Below are 26,292 nucleotides of genomic sequence, written 5' to 3'. Positions count from 1 at the left end.
ACCCTGCATTTCCTCTGATTTAACTTTCGTTTCGCCGTGTTTTCCCGAAATTGTGAAACATTGTACAAAAAAGGACCATTAAAATGGCCCTTTCCTTTTAAGCTTTCTCGCTACGTAGAATTACCAAATTGATACCCGTTTTTCCGGTGGTAAATATAGCGCATCACCTTCTTTCACATCAAAAGCCACGTACCATTCAGGTATATTACGCACCACACCGTTCACCCTGAATTTTGCTGGGGCATGCGAATCTGTTTTGAGGCGTTCATGTAGATTTTCATCTCTATATTTATGTTTATAAGACTGTGCAAACGCGAGGAAAAAACGTTGATCGCCAGTCAGGCCATCAATGATAGGAGCTTCCTTTCCGTCCAACGCTAAATGGTAGGCATCATAAGCCATGCGCAAACCAATCAGATCAGCAGCATTCTCGTGAACTGTCAGTTCGCCATTGATAAATTGATCAGGTAACGCCTCGAACTTACTATATTGCTCTACCAACATATTGGTACGAGCGGTAAATTTCTCCAAATCATCGGCTGACCACCAGTTTCTGCTTACCCCAGCACTATCGAACCGTGATCCCCGCCTATCGTAACCGTGACCAATTTCATGGCCAATAACAGAACCAATTGCACCGTAATTTACCGCCATATCAGCCGCGGGATCAAAGTATGGTGGCTGTAAAATGCCTGCTGGAAACATGATTCTATTACCTTGTGGGTCAAAAAAAGCATTAATCGCAAAAGGAAATAATCGAGTGTCGTCCTTATACGCGCCGACTTTTAACCGATTAATATTTTTCTTACGATAAGCCTGCTTCAAGGCATCGGTATTGCTATATAAATCATCTGGCTTCATCTGAATTGATGTATGATCTCGCCACTGGTCCGGATATCCAATGGATTTTTCAAGCGTCTGTAGCTTTTTCAAAGCCTCGGCTCTGGTAGCATCTCCAATTAAATCAGTACTTTCCAACTGCTTTCCAAAAACTGTCCTCAGATTCTCAGTCATCTCAGACACCTGATCTTTGGCATATTCTGGAAAATGGCGTGCTACATAGATTTTACCTAGCGCATCTCCGAGCGCATCCGAATAATATATATTCTCGACACCTCTCTTCCAACGGGGTGGAGGCGTTGTTCCCCCTGCCAGTTTTACACCATGGAAATCGAAATAGGCATCATATATTTCCTGCGACAGGAACTCATAATTAGATGTGATTAAGCGATAGGCCAGGTATGCTTGCCAAGTTTCAATTGATTGTTCATTCAGTAGTTTTATGAAACCTTTGATTGCCGAAGGCTGGTATATATTCAGATTGTCGAATTTATCATACCCTGCAGCTTCAAATAATAGCGTCCAGTTAAAATTGGGATATTCTAAAGCAAGGTCAGAGAAATTAATCGGATTATAGGTTTTTTCAGAGTCGAATATATCTTTTCGGTCCCATTGAATTTTTGCCATCTCAGTCTCAAGCGCCAGAATCTCTCGCGCTTTTTGCTCAAACTGATCTTCTCCAACAAATCCCAACATTTTCTCAACATAGCTAAGATATACTTTGCGAATTTCTATAAAGCGTTCGTCTTCGCTCAGATAATATTCTTTATCCGGCAGCCCAAAACCAAAATAATACACTTCCATATAGTATCTGGATGGATCAGCCGTATCCCGCTGGGGCGAAAAAGAGAGAGGTGACCTGATATAGTATTTGCCAAGTAAAACCGACAGATCATCAACCGAAGCCATTTGCTTAATCTCGCGGAGTCTCGGCTGTAAAGGCTTCACACCCAGCTCATTGAGTTTTTCAATATTTACATAGCTATGATAATAATCAGTAATCTTTTGCTCTACTGTACCAGATGCATAAGATGCAGGAACCAGCTCATCAACAATATTCCTGACATGATCAAGCACTCTGTCATTCAATGTGGAATAAGGGCCAAAGTGCGCCTTATCAGAAGGGATTTCAGTTGTATCGAGCCACACACCATTTACATATTCGTAAAAATCATCCCCGGGGCGTACACTTTCCTTTATCGCTGACAGATCAACCCCCCACGCTCCTATTTGAGGTTTTGGTACATCAGCAACAACCTTATCCTTGCCTATGGCCACAGCCTGTTCAGGCTCGGTATCAAAACAGGCAGCAGTAAACATAAGCGCAGATACCGCCACCGCAGATTTCAATGTATTTTTCATAATTCCCCCAAAGATATGTAACGAAACCAATTAGTTATTACAGCCCTTTTCCATATTGGTCCGATTACTACATTAGGTCAGCACAACCAAAAACTGTCAACAAATGACTTGATACAACCTAAACCTTCTTTGTTTTCTATCTTGATTTCAGCTTAAAACCCCAGAGCATTTCTCGCGCTTGCTAAGAATTAGGGTTAATGATACACATTATTTAAATCATATGATTTAAATTGATCAAAGACATAGATCAACCAAAGGGAAGCAGGGAAAAATGATAAAGAAATTACTTGGTGGCTGTGCGCTACTCGCGCTTTCATTAACCGCCGCGGCACGGGATAAAGAACCCACCAATCTCTATTGGGGGGATACTCACCTTCATACATCCTATTCTTTTGATGCCTTCATGAACGAGAATAAGTCTGCTGATCCGGACACTGCCTACCGCTGGGCTAAAGGGCAGCCTGTGATCCACCCCTATAACCGGGCACGGGTACAGCTTGAGCGCCCACTGGATTTCCTTGTGGTGGCTGATCATGCGGAACTGATGGGCGTGATCCGCGCTATTAATTTTGATTTGGTTGAAGAACTACCTGAAATGGGATGGTGGGATAGCCTGTACCGCTGGTTTGCTATCAACACCCTGAACGATAAGATTGAAGAAGGCACCGCAGCTGATGTTTTCGTGGATCTGCTCCCAAAGGAAATGGCCAACCCGGGTGGTGACCCGGTGCAAGATCCAAACAACAGAATGCCTACACGCACCTTTGGCAACACAAACGCCATTGAACAAATTGCCTGGAATGAAATTGTTGATGCGGCGGAAAAGCATAATGAACCGGGCAAATTCACCAGCCTCATTGGTTGGGAATGGAGCAGCATTCCAACAGGCGCCAATCTCCACCGGATTGTTATGTCCCCCGACGGCGGCGACACCGCCAAGCAGTATCTGCCCTACGGTTCAGATGAAAGCCAATACCCAGAAGACCTGTGGGCCTGGCTTGAAGCAACCTCAGAACGTACAGGCGCCAAGTTTCTGGCCATCCCACATAATTCCAATATTTCCAAAGGGTATATGTTCCAGGAAACGACCCTGAAGGGTGAGCCAATAACGGAAGAATACGCCACCCGCCGCAGCTTCTGGGAACCAGTTACCGAGATTACCCAAATCAAGGGAGACAGTGAAACACACCCAAGCCTTTCGCCAGAAGATGAATTTGCTGATTTTGAAACTTACGGCTTCTATATCCAAAACAGCGAAAAGCCTTACACCTATAAACCGGGTAAGGGAGATTATATTCGGTCAGCCCTAAAAACCGGCCTTAAGCTCGAAAGCAAAGTTGGCGTGAACCCATACCAATTTGGCGTGATCGGCTCCACCGATAGCCACAGCGGGCTGGCGTCTGCTGATGAAGATAATTTCTGGGGCAAGATGGCGCGTGATAGTATACCTGAGGCGAAAAAGGATTTCGGTATTGGCCGCCGCACGGTAAACGGCTGGAACATGGCGGCACAGGGTTTAGCTGCCGTTTGGGCAGAAGAAAATACCCGCGAAAGCATCTTCAACGCTTTCAAACGCAAAGAGGTTTACGGCACCACCGGGCCCCGCATGCGTGTGCGTTTCTTCGCTGGCTGGGGCTTTGATGGTTTTGATGCTGAAGCTGGTAATATCGCGGAAGTTGGTTATGCCGGCGGTGTGCCTATGGGTGGCGATTTCTCTCGCTCAAACGAGGAAGGCGCGGCGCCAAAATTCCTCATTCAAGCGGTGAAAGATCCGGTTGGCGCAAACCTTGACCGCGTACAAGTAATAAAAGGCTGGCTGGATGCAGGCGGGCAACTTCATGAAAAGGTATTTGACGTTGCGTGGTCGGGTAGCCGTACCATTGATGCGAATGGCAAACTGCCTGCGGTTGGCGATACGGTAGACCGCACAACAGGAAAAACCGCCAATACCATCGGCACACCTGAGCTGATAACCAAATGGAGCGACCCTGAATTTAACCCGAATGAACGCGCCTTTTATTATGTACGAGTACTCCAAATCCCAACCGCACGACACTCACTTCTTGATGCTATCGCACTGGGGCTGGATAAAGCGCCGGAGGAAGGCCCGGAAGTGATACAGGAACGTGCCTATACATCCGCTATCTGGTATAAACCATAAGGCCGCCCGCATATGCGTAACCTGATAAAAGAACCGCTGGTCCAGTTCCTTGTTGGCGGGCTGCTGCTCTATGCATTCCTGAACCTGAAAGGCAGTGAGCCTGAGGACAATCCGTATACGATTGAAGTGAGTGAAGAAGCCCTTCTCACCTACCTTCAGTTCCAGAACAAAAGCTTTGATGCAGCAAGGAGTACTCAGCTGCTAGGCAGCATGGATACGAAACATAGGGCGCGGCTTGAAACTGATTTTATCCGCGATGAAATACTGGTGCGTGAAGCTGAAAACCTCGGACTTAACAAGGACGATGAAATCATCCGGCGTCGGCTGATCCAGAAAATGGATTTTATCATTGAAGGCTTTGCCACGGCTGATCAACAGATTACGGAACAGGAACTGAAAACTTTTTATGAAGCCAACCACCGGGATTATACACTGCCTGCAGAAATCAGTTTCACCCACCTGTTTTTCTCAAAAGAAAAAGGCGGCTTAGATGTCGCGAAAGATCGCGCGGAAAAAGCACTCACAGCACTGAAAGCAGCTGGCACACCCAAGGCAGACCGTTTTTATTTTCACCGTAATTATATTGAGCAACCTCGCGCGCTTATCAATGATCATTTCGGATCAGAAATAACTTCACATCTTTTTGGGGCAGCGCAAACAGGCATATGGCAAGGGCCGCTTCAATCAGAATACGGATATCACCTGATATACGCTCAAAACATTAAGCCCGAACGTCAGCCATTGCTCGAGCAGGTAGCAGCCCGTGTGCTTGATGATCTGAGGCGCACAAAACGTGACCAGGCAAAAGCAGACGCTATTGAAAAGCTCAAGCGTAAATACACCATCGTCCACAAAAGCGGGACCAACTAAATGCGCCTGCTGTTCGGATTATTACTACTTATTTTCTCTTTACCCACCAGTGCGCACGAAGGCAGGCCTGTTTATGTGGAGGTAATCGAAGGAACGGAGAAACAGTGGCAGCTACGCTGGAAAATCCCGCCTGTACTGCCCACAGGGGCTGAACCCAACATTGACCTGATCGGAGATTGTCAGTTAACCGCAGGCACCCACCGTCCTCAGCTTCTTGGTGCAAAGTTTTATGAATGTAGGGGCAGTGTTGCAGCGGTTACGCTCACCTACCCTCATACCAACCCTGCGCTTTCCACGCTGGTTCTGTACCAAAAGTTTTCAGGGGAAGAACACACGATTATTAAAGGCCCCGAAGAGCTTACAATTCCTCTTCCCAAAGCACGCACCTTTTGGAGCGTGGCCTATGATTATACTATCATCGGCGCAGACCATATTCTGGAAGGGTATGACCATCTGCTGTTTGTGCTGTGCCTTATGCTGTTGGCTGCCACACCGAAGCGGGTTCTTTTAACTGTAACTGGCTTCACGCTTGGGCATTCTATCACCCTCGGCATGTCAGCACTTGCGCAACTAAGCTTGCCGCCTGAGCTGGTGGAACCCCTTATCACCTTCAGCATTTTGATGCTTGCCGCAGAAATTATGAAAGGCGATAAAACCACACTCACATACCGCTACCCTATTCTGGTGGCCGCAGGATTTGGCCTCCTCCATGGTTTCGGGTTTGGCGGCGCACTCACAGAAATTGGCCTACCGTATGGTCTCCAGCTACAGGCGCTTGCTTTCTTCAACATCGGCGTGGAAATCGGGCAGATAGTTTTCGTTTTACTGGCTTATGGTTTCTACTGGCTATTACTGCACATAAAACCGCTCACCCCCCATAAAAAACGGCTGCACAAACTCGCACTTTATCCCACAGGTTCCGTCGCGGCATTCTGGACAATTGAACGGATAATTAGCGTTTTGGGTTGAAACCGAAAGCTGCTGCCCTAGCCTCAGTGTAAATGAAATTTGAAGGGAAGCAGCATGGCTGAAATGACACATTTCCTCGTGGACCGCGCGGATATCCACAAACATACGGTTGAAAACTCCGGCGATACGGAAATCACAGAAGGTGAAGTGCTTTTGAAAGTGGATCATTTCGCCTTCACCGCCAACAACACCACATATGCCGCCTTTGGTGTGCATATGAAATATTGGGATTTCTTCCCTACGCGTGAAGGCATGGGCCGTGTGCCAGTGTGGGGCTTTGCTGATGTGGTGGCATCAAAATGCGAAGGCGTGGAAGTGGGCGAGCGGCTATATGGTTACTATCCCATGTCGTCACACCTGAAGGTACAGCCTGTGAAAGCATCAGCCGCTGGTTTCTTTGACGGTGCTGCCCACCGCCAACACCTGAGCCCTATCTATAATTTCTATAACCGCACAACGGGTGATCCAGCCTACCGCGCGGATATGGAAGGCTTGCAGATGGTGTTCCGTCCACTGTTTATGACCAGCTTCCTTATTGATGATTTCCTTGATGACAACGGCTTCTTCGGCGCGGAACAAATTGTGCTTTCAAGCGCATCTTCCAAAACCGCTTACGGCCTTGCTTTCCTTCTCGCCATGCGCGGCAGTGTGAAGGTGATCGGCCTTACATCAGGCGGCAATGTTGATTTCGTGAAAGGCATGGGCAGCTACGGTGAAACAGTTACCTACGGTGATATCAACACCTTGGACGCCAGCAAACCAACTGTTTATGTGGATATGGCCGGGAACGGCGATGTGCGCCGTGATGTGCATGTGCATTTCGGGGATAATCTGAAATACAGCTGCTCCGTAGGCGCTTCCCACTGGGACCAGATGGGATCAAATGATAACCTGCCAGGCGCGCAGCCAACACTGTTTTTCGCGCCAGCCCAGGGCCAGAAACGCCAGCAGGATTGGGGCGCGGAAGGTTTTCAGGCCCGCACAGCAGACGCATGGATTAAATTCATCACCAAAGCGAGCGGCTGGACCAACATCGTAACCTCAGAAGGCACAGACAAAATGGGCGAGATTTATGATGCCGTCACCCGCGGCACCGCCAGCCCACAAGATGGCCATATCCTGAAGTTTTAGAGACAATCATCTCGCGCTTTCAGATTGGTAATATAGGTATCGGTCACTAAATAATGTCGTACCGTGGCTTGACCACGGTACCCATAAATCTTGGCAATATCCACTTACATTCGGTGGATTGAGCTTAATTTCATTCGCCGTATAGATAGCGGGATCAAGCCCCGCTATGACATGGTTTAAACAACACTATAGTTTATCCACACCCTGAAAAATTCCATTAATCCTGCCTGTTGTTTCTATCCACGATAATTCTGGGCAAATTCTTTTGCTCTTAAAACTTCGCTGCGGACGAATTTTTCGGCAGATACAGAGATAACCTTACCTTCACGTAAACATTCTTCATAAATATTCTGGATAGCTTCTTCTGTAAGATCTTTGGTAACAGAATTAATCACCAGCGCTGTCATAATTGGCAAATCATTTTTAACGCAGTACCGTATCACGGCGTATAATTCGTCAGCAATTTTTCTAAGCGATTTATGCCCACTCCATTTTTCATCTGGAAATATCCTTTTCCATAAGTCGCCATAAAACAGAAAACCATTTTTACTCTTTTTTGAAAGCTCACAAATTTGGCTAAGTACATATTTAGGTTCTAAATTAGCGCTTTTTGCTTTCCTCTCTCTTAGTTCTTCTTCGAGTTCTGCAAGAGAATATTTACCACCTTCTGTCTTTCCCAGACGTTTGTAGTTAGCTATAAAACTTTCGATGTCCTTTTTTTTCCAATTTTTCAAAGACATAAACCCCCCCAATAATTTCTTTAGTTCAAATTTCACTCCATACAGGTACGAACGTTATTTCTGGAATGTATTCACCATATGCAGACACTGCACTTTATCATTCAGATAGACACGAAATTGGCATGAATGAGGCGTTTTTCCATTACATGAAGAACTCAAATAGTCCGTTTTTTGATCATCAACCTTCTTCTTATTTTCTTTTTTACGGACACCAAGACGAGTGATTTTAGTATAACCATATGCTTGGTATAAGTTCTCTAGCTCATCCTTCACTTTATCTGCATCTGTTTTAGACAAATATCTAGCAATCATTTGAAAACTAAAGCCTTCTTCAGCTTCTGCCCGTTCCATATCTTCCCAAATATCAATATGCTTAAACATTAATCTTGCAGCGACAGAAAACTCTCTAACTGTCTTACCGTTCACTTCAAAATGTTTTAGAAAAACCCCGACCTGCAACAATTTATCGCTCATAAATCCCGCAATCATATAATTGTAAAAAACAATCAATACGAGTTAAAAGGCAATTTATCAATCAAGATTTTAATAAAGCGCTTTCGGCAAGCGCCAGCCGTATTTGATGCCAGCAGCACGTGTAAGGAAAGCAGCTAACATGCCTGCCCAAAGGGCGTAGGTTGGGGGGAGTGCAAAGAAAATCATGATGCAGTAAAGCCCCGCGCCTACAAAAGCAGCGGTCGCATAAATCTCGCTCTCGCTTTTCAGCACGAGCGGGATTTCATTGCAGATGATATCGCGCACAATACCGCCCGCAACCCCTGTTGCAACGCCCAGCATCACTGCGATAAGCGGGCTGCCAGAAACCGTTAAAGCTTTCTCAGCCCCTACCACACAGAAAAGCGCGAGCCCCGCGGCATCCGCCCAGATGAGCCAGCGCATACGGCTTTCAAGCTTTGGCGCCACAAAAAAAGTAAGCGCCGCCGCCGCAAGAGCAGCCCAGATACTAGCCGTATTCTGCACCCAGAACACAGGTTCACCAAGTACCAGATCACGGAGCGTACCGCCGCCTACAGCTGGCATAAGCGCAAGCACCATAATGCCGAATACATCCATACCTTTGCGCACAGCTGCGAGCGCACCAGAGATGGCAAACACAAACACACCAGCGAGATCAAAGAATGTCAGCAACTGCTCCATAAGGTTTTCTTTCAGCTAAATACCGTTAACCGCCAAATGCCCGAAGGCAGCTTTCAGGTCAACCATCACTGAGCGTGCAGCAGCATTGCATCAAGGTCAAGATGCTCCTCAAGCGCGTCAGCTAGGGCATCCAGCGCTGCTTCCACCTTGGGGCCAAAATCCGCGCCCGAGATTTCCGCACCGATACCAGCGAAGAAGCTTTTTCTGAAGGCGCCATTTTCAAACAAACCGTGCAAATATGTGCCCCACACAGGCGCGCCCTTGGCCTTTAAACCAATAAGTTCATTGCCCACAGTCATGAAAGGTTCGAACTCGCCACCAGTATCACTTTCCCCCGCGTGAATTTCATAGCCTGTAATGCTACAGTCCAGCCCCATTACTTTCGCTTCACACACTCGGGTTTGCTTTTCTTCCGCCAGCAGTGTGCTGATAGGCAAGAGGCCAAGGCCGTTTTCGTGGGTCACCTGCCCCTCAATCCCTTTTGGGTCAGCCACTACGTCACCCAGCATTTGGTAGCCACCGCATATGCCAAGCACAGCACCACCCGCGCGGGCATGGGCCAAAATATCAATATCCCACCCTTCTGATTTCATAAAACGAAGGTCGGCGATTGTGGCTTTACTGCCCGGGATGATGATGAGGTCAGCATCGCGCGGCAAAGGCGTTCCGGGCCTGCAGAAAACCACTTCAATATTTTCTTCATTCTTTAAGGGATCAATATCATCAAAATTCGCGATGCGCGGCAGCATAGGCACCACCACACGGAATTTTTCCTTCTGCGAATACGCGGATTTTTCGAGCACCACAGCATCCTCAGGCGGCAAATCACCAACGCACCTGAGAAACGGCACCACACCAAAGTTTGGCCATCCTGTTTCTTCTTCCATGCGCACAAGCCCACCGTCGAAAAGACCTACATCACCGCGGAACAGATTAATAATCGTGCCTTTAATAAGCGCCTGCTCTTCGGGCGGCAGTAGCTTATGCGTGCCAGTAACAGCCGCGATTACGCCGCCCCTGTTTATATCTCCGATCAGCACAACAGGCGTATTGGTTGGCAGCGCGAAACCCATGTTGGCGATATCGTTCGCCCGCAGGTTCACCTCAGCGGGGCTGCCTGCCCCTTCAATCAATACGAGATCAGCGTTTCGCTTAAGCTTGGTGAAGCTTTCCATCACCGCACCAAGCAAATGCTTTTTCATAGCTTGATAAGAACCAGCTTCCGCCCGGTCATACCGCTTGCCGTGCACCACCACCTGTGCGCCTGTATCGCTTTCAGGCTTCAAAAGCACAGGGTTCATATGCACCGTAGGTTCAGCGCGCGCTGCCAGTGCCTGCAAATGCTGTGCACGACCAATTTCACCACCACACGGTGTGACAGCTGCGTTATTCGACATATTCTGCGGCTTGAACGGCAACACCTTCAGCCCGCGCCGAGTATAGGCGCGGCACAAACCAGCCACGAGAATAGATTTCCCTACATCAGAGCCCGTGCCCTGAAACATCAGTGATTTCGCGACCATGATTTAGCCTGTAGCCCTTGGGGCAATATACTCAAGACCATTTTCTGACCAGCGGGTAACAGCAACACCGAAAGCAGTTTTCAGGTTCTCGTCTGTCAGTACCTCAGCAGATGTGCCTTTGGCGAGTACAGCGCCTTCATGCATCAACACAAGCTTATCACAGGTCTGAAGCGCGAGGCTAAGATCATGCATTACAATAAGCACACCAACGCCGGCTTTCGCCTGTGCTTTCATAATATCCATCACCTGTAATTGGTGGAACGGGTCAAGGGATGCAGTTGGTTCGTCCGCCAGCATATATTCAGCGCCCACAGCCATGGTACGCGCGAGCATTACGCGCGCCCGTTCACCACCAGACAGGTTGGTGACTAACCTGTCCTTCAGATGCCAGCAATCAGTTTGCTTCATGGCTTTCCGGATTGCTGTTTGATCTTCATCCCGCATATCCTGCCACGGATTAAGGTGCGGCGTGCGCCCAAGCGCTACCGTGCGTTCTGCGGTAAGTGGCCAGTGGATCGGCGCACCTTGCGGCACATAGGAGATCTTCCTCGCCCGTTCCTTCGCTTCAAATTCATCGGTTCCCACACCGCTTAGAAGCACATCGCCTGAAGCTTTTTCCACGAGCCCCAAAATGGCTTTAATCACCGTGCTTTTCCCCGCGCCGTTAGGGCCAATAAGGCCCACAATTTCACCGGGCTTTACGGTGAAGCTAGCGCCGCGCACAATCTCTCTGCCAGAAAGCACAACGCCAAGGTTATTGATCTCAAGACCGATCATCTCATGCTCTCCCGTGTTTTAAAGATTATGTAGATAAAGACAGGCGCGCCGATAACCGCCATAACCACACCGAGCCTCAACTGGCCGTGGCCAATAGGCAAGCGAGTGAGGATATCAGCAGCTGTCATAAGCACGGCACCTGCGAGTGCGCTCGGAAGAAGGAGCTTACGCGGTTCATACCCAATAAGAGCCCGAATAAGATGCGGCACAACAAGGCCAATGAAGCCAATTGCACCGCATACAGAAACTGTAGCCCCCACTGAAAGCGTCGTGCCCAGCACCACGCGCCATCTGAGACGCTTGAGATCAATCCCTAAAGTATGCGCAGCTTCTGAACCAAGACTAAGCGCGTTAAGCCCTTGCCCTACACCAATCATCATCAACCAGCCGATTATAATGAATGGCCCTGCGAGCATCAGGTCATCATAGGTGCGGTTTTCAAGGGAACCCAGCATCCAGAAAATCATATCCTGAAGGGAAATAGGATTAGGCGCAAAATTCATAATGAGCGAAATGCCCGCTGTAGCGATACTGGAAATACCTACACCTGCAAGAATAAGCGTAAGCACGCTGCTGTCCCGTGATGCAAGCAGCATCAAAATCAAGGTCGCTACCAACGCCCCCATCATCGCCATGCCGGGAATTGCCATCGCTGAATAAGCACTTAACCCCAGATAAATAGCAGCCACCGCACCAAAGCTTGCAGAAGATGAAACCCCAATCACACCAGGATCAGCAAGTGGGTTCCTGAGCAGCCCCTGAAGTGCGGCCCCTGTATACCCGAGCGTCGCGCCAGCCATAAGACCAAGGATAATGCGCGGCATTCTGAGTTCCTGCACAATGATGTTCACACCCGTATCGCCACCACCAAATAGCGCCTCAATCACTTGGCTAAGGGACAGGTTCACAGCGCCAAACATGCTGGAAGCTAATACAGCAACCAGGAGAAGCCCCGAAAGGCCGATAAGCAGCATATTCTGCTGTAGTCTGGAAACAGATTTCACCGGCTTTCTCCTTCTGCTTTAAGCCCGAGCAGCTTGGCTTGCTTCCGGATATCTTCGACTGCATCCACCGCGAAGGTACTGCCGCAGGAAAAATAACGGCTTGGCAGGTGAATGGTTGGGATATCAGCCATAAGACGGCGATAAATAGGATGCCTGCCGCTGCTCCAGTGGGAGATATGCACATCTTCATCACCGAAGAAACTCGCAATCACCACATCTGGTTTGTTGTTAGCGATATGCTCAAGAGAAAGCGGTGCCCAATACTGAAGCCCATAATCAGCCACATAAGATTTAAACCCTGCCAGCTCAATCATCTTGGAAACGTAAGTTTCCGTACCTGCAGTAAACCCGCTTGGCGTGACATACACTGCCTTAAGCCCATAGGATGAAAGCTGCTGCAACTCTTTCAAGCGCTGGCTATAGATCGCTCGCAGTTTAGCGCCGTTGGCCTTTTCACCTATTAGCTCACCCACTTTTTCAAAATTTTCGATCGCTGCTTCAAAAGTCGCGGCATAGGGCGGTTGGATAGTTTCAATATCTGCTTTTTTTAGAAGAGCGTCTCCACGCGAACTCCCTCGCCACGAACGCAACACATAAGCAGGATCAAGCAACAGTAATTCTTCAAGGTTCGCGGACACAACCTTTAGATCACGGGCTTTTTCCCGAAACATGGACCGGTCCCCCACCGCATCTTCCGAAACGCCAGCGATCCTTCTATTTTCAGTAAGCGCAAGCAGATATTGATCCGCACAAAAATCAATGGACGCTATTCGGTCCGTATCCTCTGCGATAACAGCGCGAGAGGAGAACAACATCCCTATAAAACTTATGAATATCAAAACGATATTGGCCACAATTACAATCTCCATACATCATGGGATTGTCGCCAATACGGATTTCCGCTTTCACCTGGCTAACCCGGCCTGTGAAGAGGCGACACGGTGGCAGGTTTCCTGGCTTATGGATCAAACACCTGACTACCCTTCCCAAACACAGAAATGTGTTCAGTGGTTTTGCAGCAAAGCTTTCCATTCACAGTTGCGGGTACAGCCCCAGACAAACCAAGCTGGCATCCTGAGTTCCCTTTTAACCTCAATGATATAAGGCACCACCACTTATGGATATACCGTGAAGATGTGGGCAGCTGCAAGTAGAATGAAGCTTTTGCTTATTGTACAGACTTGTAACAGACTCTTAACCATTATAGGTTTTATTCGTTTCTTGACTTTATGGTCAAAAAGCAGGGATCGCGGAAAATTGGCAGAAACGTGCAACACTGGGGAAGCACATCTGTTTTACCTTCCACTGTAATGAATTTATAAACCTCCGGCTGGGAGGTTAGGGTATGCTCGTATGTCAGGTTCACCAACATCTAAATTTGATAACCTCCCAATCACTCGGAAACTCTCACGCGGCCAAGGGGCCCTTGTAGGGCTTTTTGCTTTGCTGCTTATCGTTATCTGGGCCCAGATTCTTTATGTGCAGAACACAGCGAATGAAGCAACAAACCGCCTGAAATCTACGGCGATGTTACGCCAAGTGCAGTATGATGTAACGGATATGCTGGCGCTTACCCGTGGTGTAATGCTGACAAAGAATGAATTCCTGAGCGGGCTTTATAAAGAACGCGAGCAAACCTTTAACCAAGATCTGGCCGAACTGAAAAAACTGTTCGCCGAAAACCCTGAAGGCTTGAAGCTCGCGGGTGAACTTGGCCGTAATGTTACCGCTATGAGTAAAGTGTTTGCAGAGCAGATGGAGCTGGCGCTCAGCGATGCTGCTGACGGACAACAGCAAGCCATTCAAATGGAAATTGACGGCGTAAGCTGGCCTCCGCTTGAGAAGGTGCTGTTCTCCATTAATGATCTGGTTGAACTGCAAACAAAGGAGCAGGCACTGACAGATAGTAATATGTCAAATGCCTTCCTTGTACAGAACATCTCCCTCGCCGTGGCCTTTATCGCTGGCGTGTTCCTCGCTATATATATTGCGCGTTTCATCGGCCGTTCTATCGCACCGCCACTTCAGGAAATCACTGGCACTATGCGTTCACTCGCGGCTGGCAAACTGGATACTGATATCCCTTATGCGGACCGTGACGATGAAATCGGTGATATGAGCAAAGCTCTCAGTTTCTTCCGTGATGAACTTTCCAAAACAGAGAAGCTCACAGAAGAACGAGAAGCGGCACAACAAGCACAAATCAGAGAGTCCGAGCTACGACAGCAAGAAGAACGCGAGAAGATGGAGCGAGAACGCCTTGCTTCAGAAAGCCGCCAACGCCAAGCAGAGCGTGTAGAACAGCTTATTGCCCAGTTTGACGAAACCATCTCTAACGCCATTGGCCGTTTGGATGGCAATGCCGGGCAAATGCGTAATACAGCTGGAAACATGGTGTCGATCGCAGACATGACCCGTGATCAAGCTGGCACAGTAACAGCAGCTTCCAACGAAATGCAGGGCAATATCTCAACCATGGCATCAGCCATTGAAGAGTTCGCGGCATCCATTGCAGAGGTTTCCAACCAAATCCAGAATGCAGGCCGTATGTCTTCGGAGGCAGTAAATGTAGCGAACAGTGGTTCTGATGCCATCTCTACCCTTTCTGCGGCTTCCAGCAAAATCGAAGATGTAGTGAAGCTGATTAATGATATTGCCGAACAAACCAACCTTCTTGCCCTTAACGCAACTATCGAAGCAGCCCGCGCGGGTGATGCCGGTAAAGGCTTTGCAGTGGTCGCAAGCGAAGTGAAATCGCTCGCAAACCAAACAGCTGGTGCGACAGAAGAAATCACAAACCAGATAGCTGAGATGCAGGGCCTAACGGGCAAAGCCGTTGAAGCTATGAGCGCTATTGATGAAACCATCGGCAGCCTGAATGAACTTACACTAGCGGTTTCTGCTTCTATTGAAGAACAGGAAGCAACGACCCAAGAGATTAGTCGTAGCGTTCAGTTTGCCGCTGAAAAGACCAACGAGGTTACAGAGCAAATCGCCATGGTAAGTGACGGCGCGAACCAGACAGGTGAAGCATCAGGAAACGTGCAGCAAGCATCCGAAGAACTTGAAGCACTATCCACCGACATTTCCAAAAATGTGCATGACTTCCTGGCACAGGTACGCGCACAATAAGCACAGATAAAGCTTTCAAAAAGCCAGTACTGCAAACGCGGTGCTGGCTTTTATTATAGGCTTACATTGAATTTAGTGGTGTTTTTCCAGTTGGTCAGCGCGATAGATGAGCTGATTTCCCGCACCCCTTCAATAGGTGACAGTTTGTTCCAGAAGAAGTCTTCGTAGGCCTGTACATCTTTCACCCTGATTTTCAGGAAGAAGTCTACATCCCCCATCAGGGTATGACATTCTACCACCTCATCAAACTGCCTCACCTTTTCAATAAATAGGGGCAAACTATCTCGGGTATGGGCCTGCATTTTCACTTGGGCTATCACCATTACTCCAAGGCCAACCTTCTCCGGATTCAGGATAACTGTATGACGTTCAATCACACCGTCCTGCTCCAGCTTTTGGATACGCCGCCAAACAGCCGACCTGCTTGAGGCTACTTTTTCAGCCAAATCCACAAGCGGGATTCGAGCATCATCTTGCAGTTCATTCAGGATTTTTGCATCAAGATCATCAAACATACGAGATATATTCTCACATAAATTAAATTGATTGAGATATATTCTCATATTTTTTTATATATCGTCAATATTAGAGAATTTTTCTCAGCCCGTTTTGGCTATTTTTCTTGCAGCCATAATGAAGGGAGAAATCAAATGGTTTTGTTAGGATCGACTAAAACGAAATTTTCCGTGCAAGCGGAGTATGAAGCCAGCACCCTTGCCCGAGTGCTTGAGTTGTTCTCTATCCGCGGCCTAGCGTGTGATAGTGTATCTGCCCGCCGGACTAACGATGGTATGCAGTGGATTGAACTGGATTGCACAGATGTAGCAGACCAGCATGCCAACGTTCTTCTTAGCAAAATCAAACAGATTATTACCGTCCGCAGTGCGCGGGCGGAGACGCTGGTTCTTGCCCTTTAGACAAAAGCGCACTTCCTTCAGAAAAGGTGTGGCCACAGTGGTCACACCTTTTTTTATTATTCACTGAGATAAATCCTGCGCCAGCATGAGCGCGTTACCATCAGGATCATGGAACGTCGCGATACTCACCATGCCTTCAATCGTTTCTGTCGGCCCATCAAACTTCACACCAGCCTGCTCCAGGGCTTTCCGTCCTGAGGCAATATCCGCAATACCAAACACGGGAACACAGTTTCCCGGTGTGGGCTCTATCTGTTCACCAAGACCCAGTGTTACACCTTCTGTATTGGTCTGCATCTCACTCCAGCCAGCTTCATCAATATGAAACAGAAGTTTAAAGCCGAGATTTTGCTCATACCAATTGGCACTTGCATGCCTATCCTTCACGGAAAGTGAGAGTGTGATTGTTTTATCTAGCGATACCACCGACATAATGCTTCCCCTTGTAGCGAAAGTATAGTAACTATACTTTATGAATATCGCGTACCTTGTCAAGCTCACATCGAAAGCCTGGTCTCTTAAAATTCTGGCTTTACTGGATTCAGGCACCCCAGCGCGGCAAGCGCCGCTTTTGGCTGCGACTGAGGCAAGCCGCAGTTCTTTCACATCCAGCCTTACGCACCTGATGGAACTTGGCCTTGTTGAGAAAAACCCGGGGCACGGCCATCCTCTAAGGCCTGAATTCAGACTTACGCCAGAAGGCATTATCGCAGCAGCAATGGCCAGCAGTATTATTGAAATTGTACCTAAGGAAACTGATTTTTCGCTTATCCGCCGCAACTGGGCTGTACCAATTCTTGCTGTAACGCAAACACCACAGCGTTTTTCCCATATTAAAACAGGGCTTGAGACCATAACAGATCGGGCGTTATCAAAATCTCTTAGTATTCTTGAAGAACAAGAATGGCTGAAACGCGATATTAATCTATCCCACCGCGCACCTTTTCCTACTTATCATGCCGTCAACAAAGGCTTAAAAATCAATCGAGCCGTTAATCTGCATATATGAACAAAACAGATCAAAAGATAGTTTCACTGCCCAAAGTAACCACAGGCAAAACTACTCCCGGTTTTGTAACAGCATTTTGTTTTTACTGTGCAACTATCTATTTTATCATGTAATTATACGCTTAGTTAACTTTCCCATACCAAGATGATTAAGGAATGATCATGAGGATAGAAAAATGAGAAAGCTTCTAAAGACGCTATGTGCTCTGGGAACATTATGTTTTTTCTCAGTTTTAAGTACAGCTGAAGAGGTAAAAATTCTCTATATTTCCTCGTTACCTGAGATCATAAAAAACAAGCATGACTTTTCTTTAGCTCAAATCGCTACAGCCGTGCGCGAAGAACGCGCTAAATCCGATAATATTATTTTTGTCCACGGCGGCGCCTCTCTTGGACCTTCTATACTAGGTGCAATGGATAATGGCGCGCATATGATTGATGTCCTGAACATCCTTGAACCTGATGTGATGGGCGTTGGCAAACGAGAATTTTCCTACAAGGAAGATCAATTTTCCCTCCATGCACAGTCAGCAATGTTCCCGTTCATTTCTTCTAATATCCAGCTGAAAGAAGGCCAAACGCCTATTGTCGGACTGGAGCCATATTATGTGATTGATACGCTGGCCCACAGCATTGGCTTTATGGCGGTAACATCCGAAAATGTTATCGACGAGTATGGTTCCTATAAACTGGAAGCTTTACCTCTTGAAAACTCCATAAAGAAAACAGCCGATCAGCTTCGCTCTGAAGGCGCTGAATATGTCGTGCTTATGGCGGATACAGACTATGATGATCTTTCAGCCTATACAGCCGACGGCACAGTCGATCTGATCCTTTATGCACATAATATTGGCAACCCCTATTCTGTTGATACTGGTGCAGAAAAACTCAGCAAAGGCATGCTAGACGGCCAGCTCATCACCATTGATGTGGATCTGGATAATCCTGAAGGCAAGAAAGCTTCTATTGAACTTTCCGATATTGCCTCTTTTGAAGAAGACCCAGAGATCAAATCAATCGTTGAATCCTATGGTGCACGGCTAAACATTCTCTTCAGGCAGAAACTGGGTACAACAGACACCGCCATCAATACAGAAAGAAACACCGTACGTACGGGCGAGAATGCTTTTGGGAATTTTGTAGCAGATTCAATCCGAAACGCGATGAAAGCAGATATTGCCTTTATTAACAGCGGAGGCATTAGAGGAAACACCCGGTATCCGGCGGGTACTATTTTAACCCGTGAGCATATTCAGTCAGAATTACCCTTCAATAATACGGTACAGCTTTTTGAAATTACGGGTGAGCAAATTATGGGGGCGCTTGAACACGGCTTGAGCTGCCTTGATGAAACCGATGGCTGCTTCCTTCAGGTTTCAAACATTCAAATGGAATATAACAGCAAAGCGCCCTCTGGGCAGCGTGTTGTTAATGTTCTTATTGGCGGGCAGCCGCTGGAAATCGGAAAAACCTATACGGCTGCAACATTAAACTTCCTCGCAAATGGAGGTGATGGTTTTAAAATGCTACAAAACATGCCAAAGAAAACTAATCTATTATCAGGTAAACTACTCTGGGAAGTTGTGGCAAATCAGTTAGAAGAACAACAAACCATAGCCCCGAAGTTAGAAAACAGATTAAATGATCAGGCAACAGGAAGCTCTGCTTCATAGGAAATAGCGTGCAACATCAGGTTATTAGTAAAAGTAAACTCGGCATCAGCGTTCGCATTACCCTTGGGGTTTTAACTCTGGTGGCCCTTGTTTTACTGCTTGCTTCCATTTCTTATTATTCACTTACACGGTTCCAGGACGATGTAAAAAGCCTGTCTTCCGAAGCATTACCGGCTTTATCTGGCGCAGCTCAGTTAAATACTGAGCTTGAAAATGTTGTATTGAATGTTGTGCAGTTGGCTAGAGTACAAAGCCATGCGGAACGGCGGATCAGCATCTCAGAAAGCCGTGAAGCGCTTGAGCGCGTACAGCTGATTACTGATAACCTGAAGGGGCAGTATAAAGACCTGTTGTTCACTTCGATGGTTGATGTGCTCTCCACCTCTGTCGAGGACTTGAACACCATAAAATCCCGCCATCTGGATAAAACTGTTGAAATTAATAAAATCGAAGGAGATTTAAACACCTTCACAATCGAGATTGGGCAGTATCTTCAGGAGGTTGAAGATAATTTTGACGACAGCCCTCTTCAGCACAAGCTCTTTAAATGGCAATCAAATTTATCCCTGATTACACTGGAATCTTTCCAGATCAGCCGCACTGAAAACCTGAAGAATATCCGTTCTATACAGAAGGAAATCAGGCGCGAGTTCACTTCTTTTGAAGCTAATCATCTTAGTTCAAATCCTGAACTTCTATCTTATCAGCTCGCAACCGAAAATAAATTGAAGCAGATTATTTTAGGCCGTGAAGGGCTTTTTAAAACGGCAACGGATGCCGTTCGTCTACGCCTCAGGGTACAAGGCCTAGAACGCCAGACAAGAGTGCTTGTAAATGAGATGATTAAGTCGATGGCAACCTTGTCAGAGACAATCAACAGTACCGCTTCAGAAAACACATCCGAACTCATTACCCTGGCTGACGAGCAAATTCAGTATATTATGGTTGCGTCACTCCTGGCTTTTACCATTGGCATTGTTATTTTTGTTTATTTTGACCGGAACATTACCAGCCGCTTACTAGATCTCAACGTAGCTGTGGTTGCTCGCGCTGAAGGGGAAGCCAAACCAATTCCAACTTCGGGCAATGATGAAATCGCAGAAATTGGTAATTCCGTTAGCTATTTCATCAAGGAAATTGATGAACGGCAAGAACGTATTCTGGCGAATGAGCGCCAGTTCCGTTCTATCGTTGAAGGATCAGTTCAGGCGATTATCATTATTGCCGATGATAACCCTTTATTCTGGAACAGTGCTTTCTCGAAATTATTTGGCTTGAATACAGATGATACGATGGAAAGCCATAGGGATATTTTCCAAAAACTCCCGAAAACAGTCTTTTCCGTTCCAGAACTTGGTGAAGTAAACAGCTATAGCCGTATTCATCTGGACGATATAGGCGGCGAAGAAAAATGGGTAGATTTGGTTACCACTGGATTGATCTGGAACGATACTCCTGCGTTGCAAATGATATTAGCTGATGTAACCCAGCATATGCTTGCTGAAAAATCCCTCGCCTCGGCAAAAGCTCGTGCGGAAGAACTAACTGAAGCTAAGAGCCAATTCCTTGCTACTATGAGCCATGAAATCCGCTCTCCTATGAACGGCATTATCACCATGTCTGACTTGCTGTCACAGAGCAAACTGGATTCAGAGCAGGCAAATATGACGGGCGTTATTAACCGTTCGGCTCAAGCGCTTTTATCTATCATCAATGACATTCTTGATTTCTCTAAAATCGAAGCTGGCAAGCTTGATATAGAGAAAACGCCGTTCAATCTTCATACCCTTATCCGGGAAGTGGCCGATTTGATGGCACCTAAATTCTCAGAGAAGGGGCTTGAATTGATTGTGGATGTGGATATCTCCATTCCTTCTTTGATAAATGGTGATCCTAACCGTCTCAGACAGATTTTGATCAACCTTATCGGGAATGCTGAGAAATTCACGGAAACGGGCCATGTAACACTCAAAGCATCTCATATGATGGCTGCTTCAGTTCAAAATGTAGCTGAGATTACTTTTCAGGTTGTTGATACAGGCATTGGCATTGATGAACACGTACTGCCAAGACTGTTCACACCATTTGAACAAGCAGAAACCTCAACTGCTCGCAGGTTCGGTGGTTCAGGCCTTGGCCTTAGTATCTGTAAACGTCTTACAGAACTTCAAGGTGGGTCTATCGGTGTAAACAGTATTGTGAACGTTGGTAGCGATTTCTTCTTTACCATTCCTTACGAGGTGGTAGATGAGCGTTCCAAGCAAACTCTGGCACCACTGAACAGTGCTCATATCATTATGCGCAGCCGAGCGGAAAACACTGACCTGTGGAAAGAATGGGTAGAAATGGCTGGCGGCAATGCTTTTGTTGCGCAGCGCCATGATGATATCAGCAAGTTATCCACAAGCGATACGATCCTGCTTCTGGATTATGATCAGTTAAGTGATGATGAAGTTCTGCGCACCCTCGTACGCCGTACAGTCAGCCAAAAAGGCTGCAAAGTAGCCCTCCTCACTCCTGCGGGTCTTTATGGTAATTCTCTACAGAACCTGCTGCCTTTTGACGGGAACATCAGCAAGCCTGCCCACCCACAAACACTTACTGAATTGCTTGCGTCCGTTCGCGACGGCGTTCATTTGAACACTGTGGGTGCTGATGAAATATCCGCACTGAATTACACTCAGCCAAGTGATGCTAACGCGGCTTCCCATGGATGCTTGGTATTGGTGGTGGAAGATAACCCTGTTAACCAGATCGTAATTCAAAAGACCCTGAAGCACCTTGGCTTTGCGTTTCATATTGCTTCCAACGGCGAAGAGGCTTTGGAAAAAATACAGCAGAATAACTATGGCCTGATTTTATCTGATCTTCATATGCCGGTTATGAACGGTATGGATTTCACAATTGCATTGCGGCAATTAGAGAATAAACGTCATACCAATATTCCTGTTATCGCCCTTACAGCAGATATCTTGAAAGAGACCAAGGATAAATGCCGAGAAATCGGTATGAATGGTTTTCTAAGTAAACCTATTGAAATGGATGACCTTGAAGCTACTATTTGTGAATGGCTGCCAGCAGCAGATCAATTAAGACGCATACAAGGCGAACCAGTGGTACTTCAGGAAGCATCCTCGGGAAATGATAGCATTCAAACCGAATCCACACCGGATCATATGCTGGATGTTGAAGCAATTTTTGATTCAAGCCGAATTGATTTCATTTTTGAAACTAACGTTTCTGAAGGCCAATTACTTGTATCCAAGTTTCTGCAAACTCTTGCAGAGAAACTCGCTGAAACACAAGCAGCACTCCAAAAACAGGGATATGAAGAAGCGAAAGCAAGTGCTCATGCCGCTAAAGGAGCGGCAGGATCGGTCGGCGCACTGAAGATACATACGGCCTTCAAACAAGTAGAAGAAGCACTGACAAATCAGTCATTTGATTATGCCTCAAAACTACTCGCCTCCATCCCACAGAAGCTTGATGAGTTTGAACGGGCTGTTGTTCTAACCTATTCACTGGAACAGTCACTAAGCGGCGCTTAGTTGTATAAAATCTCTCAACTTTTACACAGAAATGTGTACAGGTCTTTCTTTAAATCTGCCTAACTTTAGTTTGAAATAGCAGACAGGGTTGAATAGTAAACGCAAACATTTGATCGCGGTGTTTGCCTCAATCAGGTGAGATATAGTGCATAATCATAATAACGGTAGTTGCCAAACATGTGGCAGCTCATGTGGTTCCAGTAAATTTTGCAGCGATGATTGTAAATCGTCCTATGATACATCAAAAAATGATACTGAAACAACGACCCTACCCGCGGATCAGGTAACCACTAGTGATCTTCTTCTAATAAACACTGGCGGTAGTTGCCAATCCTGTGGTGACGCCAGTGGTGAAAGCAATTTTTGTAGTGATGAGTGTGCTTCAAGTTTTGAAGCACAAGCCTCAACGAATACTGAAACAACCAATCAAGCCTCAAGCAGCGCTCAAGCCACTACTGAAGATACACAAACTGCACAAATGACGGCGGAAGCCAGCGTCACTGTTGGCAGTAGCGTCACCGGCATAATCGGTACAGAAGGTGAAGTAGATTTTATCTCCGTTGTACTTGAAGCTGGCGTTACTTATCAGATCGACCTTGAAGGCACCCCAACTGCATCAGGCACACTGACCGACCCTTTACTTACAGGTATCTTCTTTGAAGATGGTGTCACCCGTGCTGCCGCAGCTAACGATGATGGCGGTTTGGTTACAAATAGTAGAATTCTTTTCACACCCACTGTTTCAGGCACATACATTATTGGTGCCTCACACTTCGACAATGCCAACCAAACGGATACTGGCACATACACTTTATTCGTAGACACTGAAGAAAATTCTACGCGCCCAGATCAACATCAAACCAATTTCACACCAAGGAACGGGAACAATGTTGTTGATGGGCTGACAACTAGCAGAGAATTTTCCGAGGGAGATGACGGTGTCACTCGGATCACTTTCAGTTTTCCTGATGAAGATGCTGTTTTTACAGAACCTTTTATTCTTGAAGATGATGATGCAGGTACAGAAATTGACCTGACAGAAACCAATGTGGAGGCTTCAGCCCGCGCTGTCGAAATTTTCAGAAACGGGCTTAACTTCATTTCAGAAGTAGCAAATGTTGAATTCCAAGAAATTGAAGAAGATGGGGCCAATTTCGGTGTTTTAAGGCTTTCTGGCAACTCTGCTGATTCAGGGAACGTACTGGGTATCGCAAGCTTTCCTGGTCGTTCAAATGCCGCGGGCGATATTTTCCTTTTCGAAGATTTCATAGGCAGCGGTACAAGACTAGACTTTGTGACACTGCATGAACTTGGCCATGCTCTTGGCTTAAGCCATCCAAGCAGTGAATTTCCCGACCAATTCTTTGGTGCTGAATTCACCTTGCTTGTGCCAAGTTTTCAATCGGCTTTCTTCGATGGGGTAACATCAGCTGATCTGTTCCCAACCACCTTTGGCTATGCTGATATCCTAACCCTTCGACACCTTTATGACGGCCTCGATACCGCTTTCAGCGGGGACGACACTTATGTCTTTGATCTATCCAATCGATATTTTGAAACTATCTATGATTTAGGGGGAACTGATACAATCCAAATTACCGGCACAGGCGCTGGTGTGGATATTAACCTCACACCTAATCAGGATTTCCTGGGTGGTGCCTTTATCAATGTGGGAACAACCATTCGGTATTTTGGTGGTGGCCAGGTTGTTGGTACCCGCACAGACACCGTTTTTGTCTCTCCTGAAACAGTAATTGAAAATATCATCGCCTCTGTGGAAGATGATCGTATTGTAGGTAATACAGCCAATAACCGCATTGAAGGTGGTGAAGGTGAAGATACGGTGCAAGGTGCCGATGGCAATGACCGTATTCGTGGCGACGGTGGTGATGACAGGCTTCAGGGAAATGCTGGAAATGATTTCATTGTTGGCGGCACCGGTGATGATACTGTTTCCGCCGGCGAGGGAGACGATGAGGTTTTCGCTGGCAGCGGCGACACAGGGAATGATCTGGTTGTTGGAGAAAGCGGAAATGATATTCTAGCCGGTGGTGGAGGAAACGATCTCCTTGTGGGCGGCACTTTCACTGGGCAGGTTGATGGCCTGGTTGCTTTCGAAGATATCTCATCAGCAGCTGGTTCAGATACCCTATTTGGCGGGTCAGGCAACGACACGCTGATTGGCGCTAAATTCGATGATGCAGATGGAGATTTCATTGTAGATGCGGGAGAGCTTGTTTTCTCAGCATCATCATCAAATGCCATTTTTGCAGGCACTGGCGATGATCAGATTTATGGTGATGCTGGTTCTGATGTTCTTGGTGGTGGTATTGGTGATGATACTGTCTTAGCTGGGGATGGCAATGACGTTATCTTTGGCGGTCGCGATACCAATGGAACTACACTGAATGATGTATTAAACGGTGAAGACGGCAACGACGAAATCTTCGCATCCTTCGGTAATGACAGTGTTTTTGGCGGCGCAGGTAACGACACAATTTTCGGCGGCAGCGGCAATGATACCATTGACGGCGGTAGCGGTGATGATGATATTTTCAACAGTGCTGGCAATGATACGGTTACAGGCGGTAGCGGTGATGACACTTTAAGAGCCAATGCTGGAGATGATCAACTAACGGGCGGTGATGGTAGTGATACATTCTTCTTCACCGCTGGTGGCGGCCAAGATACCGTTACTGATTTCAATGTGCAGGAAGACATTCTTGACCTATCGAATACCTCAACAGATTTTCTCAATCTAGGTGCTGTAACTGCTGCTTCTAGCGAAACAATAGTAGACGGTATATCAGGTGTACTTATTGATCTCGGAAGTGGGGATACTGTGTTCCTCCAAGGTATAACCTTGGAAAGCCTGAATAATGTTGGATTTACTTTCTAAATAAAAAGGGCCGGAAATTCCGGCCCTTCTTCTTTCCGTATGATGTCGACTATTTCTCTAGCCACCATTCGCACGTAGATATGCAAGAAGATCGGCAACATCTTGTGGTTTTTTAAGACCAACAAACGCCATCTTTGTGCCTTTCACAAACTTACGTGGGGATTTCATATATTCGCTAAAGCTTGCATCATCCCAAACAAAATCAGCCGCCTTCATAGCTTTGGAATATTTGTAGCCATCAAGACCACCAGCCTTGCGGCCAATAAAACCAGCGAGTGATGGGCCAACACGGTTTTTACCTGCCTCAAGAGTGTGACACGCTTTACACTTACGGAACACTTTTTCACCTTTGGCGGCATCGCCTTCCGCAAAACTACTTACTGAAGCTACTGTTGCAAGGGCTGCTACCGCCGCCACTTTAACGAATGTACGCATAAAAAATCCTTCCGGACATAGGGGACCTGACAAATTAGTTGCGCTAACATAGCAAATTCAGATTAAATCGGAAGAGAAACGCGACAATTCGCGCACTTTGACAATAAGAAGAATCTTGCTGTGTTAATTGCAATTTAACGGCTTAATA

Annotated in this window: 21 protein-coding genes and 1 riboswitch; of the genes, 10 read left to right on the top strand and 11 right to left on the bottom strand. The window is 46.8% G+C overall.

All coding sequences use genetic code 11. The annotated features are described in order from the left end of the window. Positions 1-120: 120 nt before the first annotated feature. Positions 121-2,202: a M13 family metallopeptidase gene (locus tag KFE96_RS05630; RefSeq protein ID WP_255835007.1), complete on the bottom strand. Its 2,082-nt coding sequence runs from the start codon at positions 2,200-2,202 to the stop codon at positions 121-123. Positions 2,203-2,473: 271 nt separating this feature from the next. Between KFE96_RS05630 and KFE96_RS05625 the strand changes: the two genes are divergently transcribed. From KFE96_RS05625 to KFE96_RS05610, 4 genes are read left to right on the top strand one after another with little or no spacing between them, the layout of a single operon-like run. Beyond that, complete coding sequence (locus tag KFE96_RS05625) at positions 2,474-4,363, top strand: DUF3604 domain-containing protein (protein WP_255835006.1); 1,890 nt, start codon at positions 2,474-2,476, stop codon at positions 4,361-4,363. A 12-nt stretch (positions 4,364-4,375) separates the two neighbouring features. After that, on the top strand, positions 4,376-5,233 hold the full coding sequence (locus KFE96_RS05620) for a peptidyl-prolyl cis-trans isomerase (RefSeq protein ID WP_255835005.1): 858 nt from the start codon (positions 4,376-4,378) through the stop codon (positions 5,231-5,233). After that, entirely contained in the window at positions 5,234-6,202 is a 969-nt protein-coding gene (locus KFE96_RS05615; RefSeq protein ID WP_255835004.1) for a HupE/UreJ family protein, read from the top strand. Positions 6,203-6,256: 54 nt separating this feature from the next. After that, positions 6,257-7,333, top strand: coding sequence for a DUF2855 family protein (locus KFE96_RS05610; RefSeq protein WP_255835003.1), 1,077 nt, complete (start codon positions 6,257-6,259; stop codon positions 7,331-7,333). A gap of 236 nt (positions 7,334-7,569) precedes the next feature. Here KFE96_RS05610 and KFE96_RS05605 read toward each other — a convergent pair whose 3' ends face one another. The 7 genes from KFE96_RS05605 to KFE96_RS05575 all read right to left on the bottom strand — a co-directional run bounded on the left by KFE96_RS05605 (position 7,570) and on the right by KFE96_RS05575 (position 13,386). Next, entirely contained in the window at positions 7,570-8,073 is a 504-nt protein-coding gene (locus KFE96_RS05605) for a hypothetical protein (protein ID WP_255835002.1), read from the bottom strand. A gap of 54 nt (positions 8,074-8,127) precedes the next feature. Further along, positions 8,128-8,547, bottom strand: coding sequence for a hypothetical protein (locus KFE96_RS05600; RefSeq protein WP_255835001.1), 420 nt, complete (start codon positions 8,545-8,547; stop codon positions 8,128-8,130). A 69-nt stretch (positions 8,548-8,616) separates the two neighbouring features. After that, positions 8,617-9,228, bottom strand: a complete 612-nt coding sequence (locus KFE96_RS05595) for a trimeric intracellular cation channel family protein (RefSeq protein WP_255835000.1) — start codon at positions 9,226-9,228, stop codon at positions 8,617-8,619. 65 nt (positions 9,229-9,293) lie between these two features. Then, positions 9,294-10,751 (bottom strand): cobyric acid synthase, encoded by a 1,458-nt coding sequence (locus KFE96_RS05590; RefSeq protein ID WP_255834999.1) that lies wholly within the window; start codon positions 10,749-10,751, stop codon positions 9,294-9,296. 3 nt (positions 10,752-10,754) lie between these two features. Beyond that, a complete protein-coding gene (locus KFE96_RS05585; protein ID WP_255834998.1) occupies positions 10,755-11,528 on the bottom strand; it encodes an ABC transporter ATP-binding protein in 774 nt (257 codons plus the stop codon). Next, a complete protein-coding gene (locus tag KFE96_RS05580) occupies positions 11,525-12,532 on the bottom strand; it encodes an iron ABC transporter permease (RefSeq protein ID WP_255834997.1) in 1,008 nt (335 codons plus the stop codon). Before KFE96_RS05580 ends, KFE96_RS05585 begins: the two co-directional genes overlap by 4 nt. Next, positions 12,529-13,386 carry an ABC transporter substrate-binding protein gene (locus KFE96_RS05575; RefSeq protein ID WP_255834996.1) on the bottom strand — a complete coding sequence of 286 codons (858 nt, stop codon included), beginning with the start codon at positions 13,384-13,386 and terminating at the stop codon, positions 12,529-12,531. Before KFE96_RS05575 ends, KFE96_RS05580 begins: the two co-directional genes overlap by 4 nt. 71 nt (positions 13,387-13,457) lie before the next feature. Next, positions 13,458-13,660: riboswitch (cobalamin riboswitch) on the bottom strand. Positions 13,661-13,885: 225 nt separating this feature from the next. On the opposite strand from KFE96_RS05575, the gene KFE96_RS05570 reads away from it, so the two are divergent. Beyond that, positions 13,886-15,664: a methyl-accepting chemotaxis protein gene (locus KFE96_RS05570; RefSeq protein WP_255834995.1), complete on the top strand. Its 1,779-nt coding sequence runs from the start codon at positions 13,886-13,888 to the stop codon at positions 15,662-15,664. A gap of 53 nt (positions 15,665-15,717) precedes the next feature. Here KFE96_RS05570 and KFE96_RS05565 read toward each other — a convergent pair whose 3' ends face one another. Then, positions 15,718-16,179: an Lrp/AsnC family transcriptional regulator gene (locus KFE96_RS05565; protein WP_255834994.1), complete on the bottom strand. Its 462-nt coding sequence runs from the start codon at positions 16,177-16,179 to the stop codon at positions 15,718-15,720. Between the two features lie 135 nt (positions 16,180-16,314). Here KFE96_RS05565 and KFE96_RS05560 point away from each other — a divergent pair, with 135 nt between their 5' ends. Then, entirely contained in the window at positions 16,315-16,581 is a 267-nt protein-coding gene (locus tag KFE96_RS05560) for a hypothetical protein (protein ID WP_255834993.1), read from the top strand. A 60-nt stretch (positions 16,582-16,641) separates the two neighbouring features. Here KFE96_RS05560 and KFE96_RS05555 read toward each other — a convergent pair whose 3' ends face one another. After that, positions 16,642-17,013 carry a VOC family protein gene (locus tag KFE96_RS05555; protein ID WP_255834992.1) on the bottom strand — a complete coding sequence of 124 codons (372 nt, stop codon included), beginning with the start codon at positions 17,011-17,013 and terminating at the stop codon, positions 16,642-16,644. A 40-nt stretch (positions 17,014-17,053) separates the two neighbouring features. On the opposite strand from KFE96_RS05555, the gene KFE96_RS05550 reads away from it, so the two are divergent. From KFE96_RS05550 to KFE96_RS05535, 4 genes are all read left to right on the top strand, one after another. After that, positions 17,054-17,590, top strand: a complete 537-nt coding sequence (locus KFE96_RS05550) for a winged helix-turn-helix transcriptional regulator (protein ID WP_255834991.1) — start codon at positions 17,054-17,056, stop codon at positions 17,588-17,590. A gap of 175 nt (positions 17,591-17,765) precedes the next feature. After that, the gene (locus KFE96_RS05545) at positions 17,766-19,262 is read left to right on the top strand and encodes a bifunctional UDP-sugar hydrolase/5'-nucleotidase (protein WP_255834990.1); all 1,497 of its coding nucleotides are present in this window, start codon (positions 17,766-17,768) and stop codon (positions 19,260-19,262) included. 8 nt (positions 19,263-19,270) lie between these two features. After that, positions 19,271-22,810: an ATP-binding protein gene (locus KFE96_RS05540; protein ID WP_255834989.1), complete on the top strand. Its 3,540-nt coding sequence runs from the start codon at positions 19,271-19,273 to the stop codon at positions 22,808-22,810. A 145-nt stretch (positions 22,811-22,955) separates the two neighbouring features. After that, positions 22,956-25,709 carry a matrixin family metalloprotease gene (locus tag KFE96_RS05535; RefSeq protein WP_255834987.1) on the top strand — a complete coding sequence of 918 codons (2,754 nt, stop codon included), beginning with the start codon at positions 22,956-22,958 and terminating at the stop codon, positions 25,707-25,709. A 57-nt stretch (positions 25,710-25,766) separates the two neighbouring features. On the opposite strand, the gene KFE96_RS05530 is transcribed toward KFE96_RS05535, so the two are convergent. Next, complete coding sequence (locus KFE96_RS05530) at positions 25,767-26,144, bottom strand: cytochrome c family protein (RefSeq protein WP_255834986.1); 378 nt, start codon at positions 26,142-26,144, stop codon at positions 25,767-25,769. Between the last annotated feature and the right edge of the window lie 148 nt (positions 26,145-26,292).

This window comes from Kordiimonas sp. SCSIO 12603 (assembly GCF_024398035.1).
GTDB lineage: Bacteria > Pseudomonadota > Alphaproteobacteria > Sphingomonadales > Kordiimonadaceae > Kordiimonas.
This window is presented reverse-complemented; position numbering and strand designations above follow the sequence as displayed.

Coding starts and splice junctions, on each gene's coding strand:
- KFE96_RS05610 (WP_255835003.1), top strand. CDS start 6,257: ATGGCTGAAATGACACATTTCCTCGTGGACCGCGCGGATATCCACAAA.
- KFE96_RS05550 (WP_255834991.1), top strand. CDS start 17,054: ATGAATATCGCGTACCTTGTCAAGCTCACATCGAAAGCCTGGTCTCTT.
- KFE96_RS05630 (WP_255835007.1), bottom strand. CDS start 2,202: ATGAAAAATACATTGAAATCTGCGGTGGCGGTATCTGCGCTTATGTTT.
- KFE96_RS05600 (WP_255835001.1), bottom strand. CDS start 8,547: ATGAGCGATAAATTGTTGCAGGTCGGGGTTTTTCTAAAACATTTTGAA.
- KFE96_RS05585 (WP_255834998.1), bottom strand. CDS start 11,528: ATGATCGGTCTTGAGATCAATAACCTTGGCGTTGTGCTTTCTGGCAGA.
- KFE96_RS05625 (WP_255835006.1), top strand. CDS start 2,474: ATGATAAAGAAATTACTTGGTGGCTGTGCGCTACTCGCGCTTTCATTA.
- KFE96_RS05590 (WP_255834999.1), bottom strand. CDS start 10,751: ATGGTCGCGAAATCACTGATGTTTCAGGGCACGGGCTCTGATGTAGGG.
- KFE96_RS05555 (WP_255834992.1), bottom strand. CDS start 17,013: ATGTCGGTGGTATCGCTAGATAAAACAATCACACTCTCACTTTCCGTG.
- KFE96_RS05545 (WP_255834990.1), top strand. CDS start 17,766: ATGAGAAAGCTTCTAAAGACGCTATGTGCTCTGGGAACATTATGTTTT.
- KFE96_RS05620 (WP_255835005.1), top strand. CDS start 4,376: ATGCGTAACCTGATAAAAGAACCGCTGGTCCAGTTCCTTGTTGGCGGG.
- KFE96_RS05570 (WP_255834995.1), top strand. CDS start 13,886: ATGTCAGGTTCACCAACATCTAAATTTGATAACCTCCCAATCACTCGG.
- KFE96_RS05560 (WP_255834993.1), top strand. CDS start 16,315: ATGGTTTTGTTAGGATCGACTAAAACGAAATTTTCCGTGCAAGCGGAG.
- KFE96_RS05615 (WP_255835004.1), top strand. CDS start 5,234: ATGCGCCTGCTGTTCGGATTATTACTACTTATTTTCTCTTTACCCACC.
- KFE96_RS05605 (WP_255835002.1), bottom strand. CDS start 8,073: ATGTCTTTGAAAAATTGGAAAAAAAAGGACATCGAAAGTTTTATAGCT.
- KFE96_RS05565 (WP_255834994.1), bottom strand. CDS start 16,179: ATGTTTGATGATCTTGATGCAAAAATCCTGAATGAACTGCAAGATGAT.
- KFE96_RS05530 (WP_255834986.1), bottom strand. CDS start 26,144: ATGCGTACATTCGTTAAAGTGGCGGCGGTAGCAGCCCTTGCAACAGTA.
- KFE96_RS05595 (WP_255835000.1), bottom strand. CDS start 9,228: ATGGAGCAGTTGCTGACATTCTTTGATCTCGCTGGTGTGTTTGTGTTT.